Below are 11,406 nucleotides of genomic sequence, written 5' to 3'. Positions count from 1 at the left end.
AACATAGAATAATTTTTTTCCGTATTGTTTCTCTTTCGCAACCTGCATTTGGTTACCCGTTAAATAAAGTTAGCTTTGTTGCCTAGAAAATAATTTGATGAGTTCAGAACAAGATTTACGAGATAGAAGCGATAATAAATGTGAACTGTGTGCTGGTACACAAGACCTGAATGTGTTTCATGTGCCAGATTCGCCCGCAGATGCAGACAGTTCAATATTTATTTGTGGCACGTGTAAGGAGCAGATCGAGAATCCCGAACAGGCAGAGCCTAATCACTGGCGATGTCTTAACGATAGTATGTGGAGTACAGTGCCGGCGGTTCAGGTTATGGCGTATAGAATGCTTACGCGACTTAAAGCCGAAGGCTGGCCGCAAGATCTACTCGATATGATGTACATTGAAGAGGAGACTAAAATCTGGGCAAAAGCCGGATTACCAACTGAAAATACTTCCGGATTGGTTCATCGCGATAGTAACGGTGTTGTTTTAGAAGCAGGAGATTCTGTCGTGCTGATTAAAGACCTTAAGGTAAAGGGAAGCAGTATGGTTGCTAAACAAGGAACTGCGGTACGCCGAATTTCGCTGGACCACGAAAACGAAAAATACATAGAAGGCAAAGTAGACGGCCAGCAGATTGTTTTAATCACAGATTACGTCAAGAAAATATAGTTACCATATAGTTGAGATCTATTCTTTATGAAATCTAGATGTCAGGCTGAGCTTGTCGAAGACCAATATATATTTGATATTCGACAGGCTCAATATGACATACGTATTCTAAGTGTCTTTTTTATTAAGTTTTATAATAAGAAATTATTCTTCCAGCTTCAACTTTGTATAAGCATGATAAAAATGTGGAATGGTCTCAATTCCCTTTAAATAATTCCAAATACCAAAATGCTCATTTGGTGAGTGAATAGCATCACTGTCAAGACCAAAACCCATAAGTATAGTTTTGCTTTTCAGCTCTTTTTCAAATAAAGAAACAATAGGAATACTGCCACCGCTACGCTGAGGTATTGGAGTTTTACCAAAAGTTTTTTCATAGGCTTGCTCTGCTGCTTTATAACCAATGTCATCAATTGGAGTGACATAAGCCTGCCCCCCGTGATGTGGTTTTACTTTTACGGTTACGCCGGCAGGAGCAATGCTTTCAAAATGCGTTTTGAATAACTGAGTAATTTCTTTCCAATCCTGATCAGGAACCAGACGCATGCTTATTTTCGCGTAAGCTTTACTTGGAATCACGGTTTTAGCGCCTTCTCCTGTGTAACCTCCCCAGATACCATTTACATCAAGCGTGGGCCTTATCGAGTTGCGCTCATTAGTGCTGTAGCCGTTTTCACCATATATTTCACCGATATTTAGTGCTTTTTTGTAGTTTTCTAACGAAAATGGAGCTTCAGCCATTTTTGCACGCTCTTCATTAGAAAGTTCTTCTACTTTATCATAGAAACCGGGAATGGTGATATGATTATTCTCATCGTGTAGCGAAGCGATCATTTTTGTGAGTACATTGATAGGGTTTGCCACTGCACCACCGTAAAGTCCGCTATGCAAATCGCGATTAGGCCCGGTAACCTCAACCTCTACATAACTTAGTCCGCGTAGACCTGTAGTAATGCTGGGTACATCTTTTGCGATCATGCCCGTATCTGAAATGAGAATCACATCGTTAGCAAGTTTCTCATGATTGCGCTCCAGAAACCAGCCTAAGTTCTCACTGCCTACTTCTTCTTCACCTTCTATCATAAACTTGACATTGCAGGGCAGATCATCATTTTTAGTCATGTATTCAAGCGCTTTAACGTGCATAAACATCTGGCCCTTATCATCACATGCGCCGCGGGCAAAAATGGCACCTTCGGGATGAATTTCTGTATCTTTTATAACAGGTTCAAAAGGAGCACTGTCCCATAAATTTAAAGGGTCTGGCGGCTGAACATCATAATGGCCATAAACCAGGACGGTTGGTAGATTTTGATCTATGATCTTTTCGCCATAAACAATAGGATAACCCGGGGTTTCACATATTTCTACAGAATCGCAGCCTGCTTCACGCAGTTTTAATGCTATGGCATCTGCAGTATTGAATACCTCTTTTTTATAAGCAGGGTCTGCGCTTATTGATGGAATTTTCAGTAAATCAATGAGTTCATTGATAAAACGGTCTTTATTTTGAGTGATATAATTAAGGGCATTTTTCATAGAATCTGATTTTGAATCAAAATTATGATTTTTGTGCATCTTTTTTTAATTAAAATGATTTAGCAATTAAAAGAATTTTCTATATTTGCACTCGCTTTTGCAAATGAGTCCTAAGTACAGCAAAAGTTAGAATGCGGGCGTGGTGGAATTGGTAGACACGCTAGACTTAGGACATAGCGAAATATAAAGTGTTAAAATATTAAAATGCGGGCGTGGTGGAATTGGTAGACACGTCAGACTTAGGATCTGATGCCGCGAGGTGTGGGAGTTCGAGTCTCCCCGCCCGTACAAAAGCCGAAGAGAAATCTTCGGCTTTTTCCATTTAAAAAAATGTCGAAAAAAATGTCAGGTACAACATAGGTACAACATTTTGCTAATTTCAGGGCAACATTTGTATTGATGTCAAATATTTCTATTTGTTATTAAACCCTATTAATTTTCTGGTAAAATAATAAATTCTGCTAAATAGCAACCTTATTACTTCGTAAGGGGGAGTTTATTATCATACAATATAACCGCAATTTAAACTCGTAAAATACTTCCATCAAAAGACTACGGCATAAAGCCAATGCTCTTTCCAACGCTTATTTATTCCGTTTCCTTTTGAGCCAAGATTTTATCTTCCGTTTGGTTTCTGCTCAAATATTGTTTAATCAAAAATTTGAGTATTATGACAACAAAAGCGAGTACCACAAAGCAGCGCAGTAGAGCGAAATCTACTGTCAAGAAAGAAGTAAACGGAAAGAAATCATCCATTCTTCAAATTCAGAACTTACAATTGGGCAAAATCAAGCCTGACCCGGAACAGCCAAGAAAGACTTTTAACGAGAATGCATTAAAGCAGCTTTCTGAGAGTATCGAAAAGCACGGTGTGTTACAGCCAATCACGGTAAGACAACAAAATGGCCATTTCATCATCGTGATGGGCGAACGTCGATATCGTGCCAGTAAATTGGCAGGAAAGAAAACGATGCCCTGTATCGTTAGTGCTTATGAGAACAATGATGTGCTTGAAGTTCAGATTATCGAAAACCTGCAAAGACAGGATGTCGAACCGACCGAAGAAGCTGAGGCGATTGCTTACCTAAGTGAGAAATATGAGCCTACCGAAATTGCAAAGCGATTGGGTAGGACAGATAACTTCATCAGACAGCGTCTAAAATTAGCTGGATTGATTGACGGTTTCAAGCAATTTGTACGCAATGGCGAAATGACCATATCATTGGGTGTCGGTGTAGCGCTCTTTGAACCGGAAGAACAACAAATGATGTTGGAAACAATGGGCGAAGATTTTAACGCACATCAGATAAACAGGATGATTAAAGACCAGACCTATGATTTGGAAAAAGCGTCTTTTGATGTAGCTGATAAAAAATTGGTTTCGAAAGCTGGGTCTTGTGTAGAATGTCCGTTCAATGCAGCCAATCAAGGCAATCTGTTCGGCGATGGTAAAATGGTCTGTACGAAAGCAGCTTGTTTTGAAACGAAGAAAAGCAAATCGTTCTTGAACCTGATTGAAAAGTCCAAGAAAGAGAATATCCTTTTAATCCCTGAAATACGACAATATTGGGCAGATGACGAAAGTAATCAGCTCATAATATCACAATTGGAAAAGAACGGATTGAAAGTCTATCTACTGGACGATGTTGAAATCATAGAAAATCCTATTGAACCTACCCTAGAGGCGATTCAGAAAGAATATCAACACTATGATTATTCCGAAGATGAAATCAAAGCAGAGTTGAGCGAGGCGTTACAGAATTATACAGAAGAATTGGAAAAATTCAATTCAGCAAAAGAAAATGGATTTAAAAACGGCATCGTATTCCATCCCGATTCATTCCAGCACAAGGAAATCTTTGTAAAGATTGTCGAAAAATCTAAGAACGATTCTATGGAATACTCGGCACCATTGGCGAATAGAAAAATGGCGGACTGCACGCCTGAAGAGCAAATCATTAAAATCAACGAAAGGGAAATCCGCAAGAAGCAAATAGAGAACAACAAGCAGTTTGAAGAAGTTGTCCAGATGATTCGAGAAACAAAATACATTGATACGAAGAAGACACTTTCAACAGACGAAATGGTCGCATTCTCGATATCGCTCTTTGAAAATAATGTGGACTATATGAGCCAGCAAAAGTATTTCTCAAAGTTCTTGTGCGACACTTCAAAGATGACAAAAGTTGAAATGGTTGAGAATTTCAAGAAGAAGTTCAAAAAGGAAATCTTTCACAAGTTAATACGCTATATGCTCACAAAGCAAGTGCATTTTAGCGAAAGCAATCACGTCAATAATCTGACCAACATTTCATTCTACAAAGCAATGCAAGGATATTAAAAATCCAAGATTGCCGACATTGAAAAAGAATATACCGAAAAGAGGGACAAGCGTGAAGCACGTTTGAAAGAGCGCATCACAGTTCTTGAAAAGCAAATTGAGGAACTCAACGATTAGCTTTTGTTGTTTGAAGAAGGGTCGGCATTCGTGCTGGCCCCTTTTTCTTTTTTATGATAATGTTTTGAAAGATGGGTTCATAAGGAAGGGGGTATCAATCAATATCAGAGCAAAGGTAAACTCGTAAAATACACCCATCAAAAGACTACGGCATAAAGCCAACGCAACATCCTACGCTTATTTATTCCGTTTCCTTTTGAGCTGTGATTTTAGCTTCCGTTTGGGTACTGCTCAAATATTGTTTAATCTAAATTCAAAAGCTATGTATTTACAAAATTTGCAACAGGATGAAATTTTCGTGTCATCAGAAATGAAATCCTTAAAAAGTCTGACACAGATGGAATCCCGAAGAGGGCTTGAAAATGCCATTATCTCAAATGGCAAAATCGTTAACGTCGTATCGAACAGCTACGGTCACATTCCAAATCAACTGTTCTTCAAGAAAGCTGAAGAAATGCTGACTGATGCACAACTGAACTTCCACAAACGCACCATCAACAAAAATGATAGGTCGTTCATTACTGACTTTATTATCGACGACAAAAGCCAGTTTACAGTCAAGAACCATAAGGACTTGATATTGCCGATGCTTCGGTTCAAGAATTCGTATGACGGAAGTGAAAAGACCTCTGGACACTTCGGTTTTTATAGAGAAGTATGCTCAAATGGTCTGCACGTGTCACAGGCTGAAATCGAGTTTTCCATAAAGCACAATAAGAACAATACGCACTTGATTATGCCGAGGCTGAACAATCTATTCGATAAATTTCTGGACAATGAATTCTATACCATTACCAAGAAATTCGACAAGATGAAAGAATTTAAAATCATCGATACACAGGAATTTGTGAAGGCGATTCTTGACAGAACGAAACTGTTCCGATACGAGTGTAGCGACAAGAACAGCGACCCGTCGAAAAAATCTCGTGAGGTCATAGAAATCTTGAACTATGAAGCCTTGTTGCTCAATGAAGAACCAAATCTGTGGTTAGGTTACAATGCGTTCAATTCAGTACTTCATAATGTCTTAAAGAAAAGTTTCGGTCAACAGGAACGATTGGACAAGAAACTGTTCGATGAAGTTTATGCGATGGCATAACATCAATAAAGGTTCATCCAGTACCTTAAACTGGATTTTTTTTCATTTCAATATGATGTTCTTTTGGCAAATCCCAATAATTTCTATTAGAAATAACCATTTCAAATATTTACCACTTTATTGACATAGTGGCGATAATTAGTTTTCAAATATTCGCCACTTTTTTGTATTTTTGGCAAAGTTTTGATATTGTATTATGCCAAAAATTATAGAAAACAAGCTTATAGAAGCGTTTAAAGAGCAAAGTTCCTTTGATAGGGACCAGCTATTTCAGTTTTATTTGGACCTTGAACCGGATTTGAAGGAAAGTACATTTAGTTGGCGCATTTACGACCTGAAGAAAAAAGACATCATCCAAACTATTGGTCGTGGATTGTATGTTATATCCCATAAACCCAAGTATAGACCAGTACTGTCTGATAGTGTTCTAAAAATAGCAAGTAAGACCAATGAACGGTTTGAGGAAATCCAATATGCTATATGGGAAAACCAATGGCTAAATGAATTTACTCTGCATCAAGTATCCAATCAAATGATTGTAGTAGAAGTGGAAAAAGAATTTACAGAATCACTATACTATTATCTCAACGATTCGTTGAAAATGGATTTTTTCTTGAATCCCGATGACAAGGAAATTGAATTCTACATTTCCGAGAGTGCTGTCCCCGTGGTCATAAAACGTCTCGTCACCAGAGCACCGATAAGTAAATTGAAAGACAAAAAAAATTTAGTTCCAGTCGCCACACTTGAAAAAATAATGGTGGACTTGTTTGCCGATGAAAACCTGTACCATTTTTACCAAGGCTCTGAACTCATAAATATTTATGAAAAGATACTTGAGCGATACAGTATTAATTTCACAAAGCTCTTTAGCTATGCGAAAAGACGAAAGAAAGAACAGGAAATCAAGCAATTTATGAATAACCACATACCGAATATTTTAGAGGACATAATCAATGATTGAAAACAAAAGCTTCACAAAAGAGTGGCTGGGTATTTTTCGGTCAAAAAAAGAACATAAAGGCATTAATGTGACCATTTTGGAAAAAATGGTTCACGCATTTTCATTGTTGGAACATCTAAAAATAGAAGGACTTGATTTTGTCTTTAAAGGGGGCACTTCACTGGTGCTTTTACTTGAAGAAGGCAATCGGTTTTCAATAGATATCGATATTATTTCGAGTGTAGAGCGTGACCCATTGGAAAAAATCCTTGATGCGGTTGTTGCCAACTCACATTTTAAAAGCCACACTTTGAATGAACGTCGAAGTTATAAAGAAGGCGTTCCAAAGGCACATTATACTTTTGAATTTGATTCAGATTACAACCCGAACGTTCCAGTAACCATTCTGTTGGATATTCTTTTTGACAGCCCACATTATCCAGAGCTCATAGAATCTTCCATTGAAATTCCTTGGCTATCGGTTAATGAGCCTATAATATCAATTACCACACCTTCGGTAAATTCCATCTGTGGCGACAAGCTTACTGCTTTTGCGCCAGAGACCATCGGTATTCCATATTATAAGGGCGACCAGTTATTTGCAATGGAAATCTGTAAGCAATTGTTCGATTTAGGAAAGCTATTTGAAAACATTACGGCTATGGCAATGGTTAAAAAAAGCTTTTCAGCTTTTGCGAAAGCGGAACTATCATATCGCAGTTCGGATAAAGATTTCAGCGGCAGAAACCTCAAAGAAACAGATGTGCTTTGGGATGCCATAGACACCTGTGCCATCATCGCCAAAAGGGAACGTAACCCAACCAAGGAAACAAAAAAGAAGTTTGACGAATTAAACCGTGGCATACGCAGTTTTGGAAGTGCGTTTTTGATGACGGGAAATTTCAGAATAGAGGAAGCCCTTGCAGCTTCGGCCAGGTTAGCTTATTTGAATGCTATATTGTTGCAAGATGAGATAACAGAAATTGAATATTACAAAGGACAAGACATAAGTAAACTTAACATTGAAAAAGCAGATTGGGCATTTTTAAATAAACTGAAAAGACAGCCAGATAAAAGCATTTTTTATTATTGGTTTAAGGCGGTGGAATTACTATAAATATGAAGAAATGAATCTAAAATATATAATAGAAATATGCATTGGGATTGATATTGCCATTATTGGTATCGCTTATCCTATAATAATTGATAAAATATCGAATATTGGAAATAGGTATGACTCAAATTATCTTTCCGAAGTTTTTGAACAAGAATTTCCACAAAGGGCATATGGTCGCATTTTGCCATTTCGGAGCAGGAAAGTTACCACTTTCGAATGGCTGTTGTTCTTCACTATCGCATCATTTGCCTTTTTGATTGCAGGTGCCGAACCATTATTTTGGAAAAACTCAATATGGATGCAAAATTCTGCAAAATTATTGACATTAACTCTTACCTTTTTTCTTGTAATATCCTTTATAATCTGGCTTGACAAAATAGCTTTATACAACGGAAAACCAGCTCGCCTATTGAAATATCTGATTGCGAAATATCAATCAATTTCAAAAGAAAGTAGATATAAAGAAAACCTTATCAATTCACTTAACGAGATAGCCTATTTCGCTGTAGAAAAGGAGGATATCCATTTACAAGAGGAATTGAGTAAGTTTTATACTGAAGAGTTTATTAAAATTCGTCATAATCATAATTCAAGCGAAGCTTTAGAATATCCATTTTATTTTTATGATGTAACCCGTAAGCTAATTAAAAAATTGCTTCGGAAAGAAGTTTCTGAATTGGATAGATTGACATCTCCCGCAGTATCAAATTGGTGGTTGTTGGGACAGGATTTTCAGGAGATTCCAATATCAGAAAAAACGTATGATAGTATGTGGGGCAATATCTATCAGATTTCCGACAATGCAAAGTTTATAAAGGAGCATTGGAGCACTGCACACCAATATTATAGATTTCAATTAGGGAGGAAAACTGGCAAATACAACATCGATATTAGAGATTATGAGAACAAGGAGGAAATTGAAATAAGAGAAAGTGAACAGATAAGATTTTTAGAGTTTCACTATGCATTGGGTGGCTTGTTATTGTATCGTCAAAACAATAATGGACTAAAACGAATTCTAAATTTCACACAAAGTCAGCCGCCAGATTATTACCTATTGCCTAACTCTATGTATGACATATTCTACTGGTTTGCCTATTTTAAAGAAGGGTATGTAAACAGAGTTACGCCTACAGATTTTAAATACCCATTTCCAGACATTGATAATTTAGGCCTCTCACGACAAATAACCTTTTGGATTTGTCAATATGTATGTTTGCTTTTTATAAGACAATTTTTCTTGCAACCCTATTATACGTTTCATCAATTTACCGAACAACCAAGATTGCCAAATAAAGTACTTGAATTACTTAAATGGAAAGATGCTTTGGACTATTTCAAGTTTTGTTTAAACAAAATATTAGAGAATAAAGACTTATTGGATTTACTGGGCTATAATTTGTCAGATGCTATTTTGGAGGATATAGAAGGTTTTGAGCCTGAATTACGAATTAGAATTGAAGAGCAAATTCAACAGAATAGAACAAATGCACCATTATCTGATAATAAAATCAGTCAATTTTTGGCCAGCAGTGCAACGATGATAGATGATGCATTTAATCAGTACAGCCTCATAATAAATAAAGATGATTTTGCAAATGATGAACCTGTGATGCGATTCGGTCTAAATGGAGGTTCCATACTTTTCCGAAAAGAAGGTTTTACAGAAGGAGACATACCACATCTAAATTATGATTCGATATTTGCACAACAAATCATTTATGACCAAATCAATCGATATATTCCAAACTCTTTCCTCGGAGCGAGAACACGTAGATACTTAATAGACAGAGAAAACTTTGAAGATGCGTTTAAAAGATTAAAGTACGATAAAGAGAAACATCTAATTGTAGGGTTTGGTTTTTTCGACAATGGTTTAGTCGAAATACCTGATTTCTTTGAGGATATGATTAGGTTGACTTCGCCAGTTTTTTCAAATGTACTATTCGTTCTGCCAAAGACTGACCTTCCGAGAATTAATCATCCAGACCTCAAAGCTGATGAGATTAAAGAACTGCGTCTTGAACCAATTATACCAGACAGAAACGTATATGCCTCTGTAATCGACTTGAATCTTGATGAGAATAGTGAGTTGAGACAACGCTGGAACACAAATGAAAATCAAAATCCAGCGGAATCTGTACAATTAACAATTGCATTCATCGCAGAGATTATTTGGAGACAAAATAGAGATGTCGTTCAGTTGAATATCACTTCGCCACTACGTGAACAAGGCATCAAAAATGATTTAAGCGATATTGTTCCTTTCAAGACCATTGAAAATGATTGAATTCAGAAACCCATATCACATAGAACCACCAGGTGTTTCACGACAAATATTATCGCATCCAACAAATGAAACTGAAGCAATAGAACTTGCAGTATTTCAAGAACATCGATACGCATTTTTCTATTGGAACAAATGGATGCGTAAGAATGAAAGTGCTAATCCACCTTGTTTGGTTTCGCTAGACTGGCATCAGGATTTATGCTACCCTTGTGAAACAGAAAAAGAATGGTTAGATAAATTAGATTTAACGAGTGATGCAGAAGTGTCTTTATTCTCTTGGGCAAAACTGGCTGGAAATAATGACGGTCATATTCTATGTGCTGCCTATCTCAATTTGATTGGGGATATCTATGTGCATTGCAGGCAAGCTTCCTTTCCAGATGCTTGGAAAGATGAAGAATTGATAGATAAGTACGGCAACAAACATACTATCAAAAAATTCAAAACTTTTGACACATTACAGGATGATTTATTGAATTCATCAGAAACATCTGTATTTTTTGATATAGACTTGGACTTCTTTTCGATAAAGAATGGCTTAAGTGATGGTTCTTTTGAATTTACCTATCTACAGGAACAAGAAATACGTACAATGTTAGATAAGGACAATCCATTAATTCATTGGATTTTTGAACGTTTAAAAGGATTTACTATCGCAACAGAACCAGAACATTGCGGTGGACTTTTAAGAAGTAATAAGTTTCTTGATTTAATTAGCAAAATCTATTTCAGTCCAGAATTGTTTGCACCTAAATGTAATTGGAAATGGAAACCTAAATATTGATGATGAATTGAATCGATAATAATACGGCCATTCAGCCCATTCCCCTACATTCCGCGAAAAGCTATATTTCAGGCAAAGCGCTTCATTAAAACAAGTCTTGGACACAACTATAAAGCTTCCGATTTCCTTTCCACTTGCCCACTCATTCCCAAGAAAATCGGGAAGTGGTCAAACTCCATTTCAACCTACACCTTTCAAGTTAAGTCCGCTTGACGTTCTACTTCAAAAGGATATACAGTTTTCATAATTCGTTCAGCCCAGTCCCCTGCATTTCGCGAAAAGCTACATTCCGGGAAAAGAGCTTCTCTGGACAGGTCTTGGACACAATCCCCAATTTCGACTTTCCATTCCGTTAACCCTTCCGCTATGCTGGAAAGTAACACTACATTCCCTTGCCAAAATCGTGAATCAAGTCCGTTTAAAAAAGGAAGTTAATTATCATACAATATACACGCAAGGTAAACTCGTAAAATACTTTCATCAAAAGACTACGGCATAAAGCCATC

8 protein-coding genes and 1 tRNA gene are annotated in these 11,406 nt (G+C 37.0%); 8 read left to right on the top strand and 1 reads right to left on the bottom strand.

Going from position 1 to position 11,406, the window contains the following annotated elements; all coding sequences use genetic code 11:
* Positions 1–97: 97 nt before the first annotated feature.
* The gene (locus tag ACH3O9_RS05140) at positions 98–670 is read left to right on the top strand and encodes a PhnA domain-containing protein (RefSeq protein ID WP_416444941.1); all 573 of its coding nucleotides are present in this window, start codon (positions 98–100) and stop codon (positions 668–670) included.
* A 144-nt stretch (positions 671–814) separates the two neighbouring features.
* On the opposite strand, the gene ACH3O9_RS05135 is transcribed toward ACH3O9_RS05140, so the two are convergent.
* Complete coding sequence (locus ACH3O9_RS05135) at positions 815–2,209, bottom strand: dipeptidase (RefSeq protein WP_416444939.1); 1,395 nt, start codon at positions 2,207–2,209, stop codon at positions 815–817.
* 206 nt (positions 2,210–2,415) lie between these two features.
* Here ACH3O9_RS05135 and ACH3O9_RS05130 point away from each other — a divergent pair.
* The 7 genes from ACH3O9_RS05130 (at position 2,416) to ACH3O9_RS05100 (ending at position 10,900) form a co-directional block, all read left to right on the top strand.
* Positions 2,416–2,497 (top strand) — tRNA-Leu (locus ACH3O9_RS05130).
* Positions 2,498–2,879: 382 nt separating this feature from the next.
* Complete coding sequence (locus ACH3O9_RS05125; RefSeq protein WP_241652407.1) at positions 2,880–4,550, top strand: ParB/RepB/Spo0J family partition protein; 1,671 nt, start codon at positions 2,880–2,882, stop codon at positions 4,548–4,550.
* Between the two features lie 379 nt (positions 4,551–4,929).
* Positions 4,930–5,766 (top strand): DUF932 domain-containing protein, encoded by an 837-nt coding sequence (locus ACH3O9_RS05120; protein WP_031427439.1) that lies wholly within the window; start codon positions 4,930–4,932, stop codon positions 5,764–5,766.
* 196 nt (positions 5,767–5,962) lie between these two features.
* A complete protein-coding gene (locus tag ACH3O9_RS05115) occupies positions 5,963–6,730 on the top strand; it encodes a DUF6577 family protein (RefSeq protein WP_416444936.1) in 768 nt (255 codons plus the stop codon).
* The gene (locus ACH3O9_RS05110) at positions 6,723–7,826 is read left to right on the top strand and encodes a nucleotidyl transferase AbiEii/AbiGii toxin family protein (RefSeq protein WP_034886773.1); all 1,104 of its coding nucleotides are present in this window, start codon (positions 6,723–6,725) and stop codon (positions 7,824–7,826) included. The genes ACH3O9_RS05115 and ACH3O9_RS05110 overlap by 8 nt, the downstream gene beginning before the upstream one ends.
* Positions 7,827–7,836: 10 nt before the next feature.
* Entirely contained in the window at positions 7,837–10,116 is a 2,280-nt protein-coding gene (locus ACH3O9_RS05105) for a hypothetical protein (RefSeq protein ID WP_128764525.1), read from the top strand.
* Positions 10,109–10,900: a UPF0489 family protein gene (locus ACH3O9_RS05100; RefSeq protein ID WP_034886778.1), complete on the top strand. Its 792-nt coding sequence runs from the start codon at positions 10,109–10,111 to the stop codon at positions 10,898–10,900. The genes ACH3O9_RS05105 and ACH3O9_RS05100 overlap by 8 nt, the downstream gene beginning before the upstream one ends.
* Positions 10,901–11,406 lie beyond the last annotated feature (506 nt).

It is taken from the genome of Leeuwenhoekiella sp. A16 (assembly GCF_047946675.1).
In the GTDB taxonomy this organism is placed as follows: domain Bacteria; phylum Bacteroidota; class Bacteroidia; order Flavobacteriales; family Flavobacteriaceae; genus Leeuwenhoekiella.
Note: the sequence above shows the minus strand (reverse complement) of the source record. Positions and strands in the feature narration are given on the sequence as shown.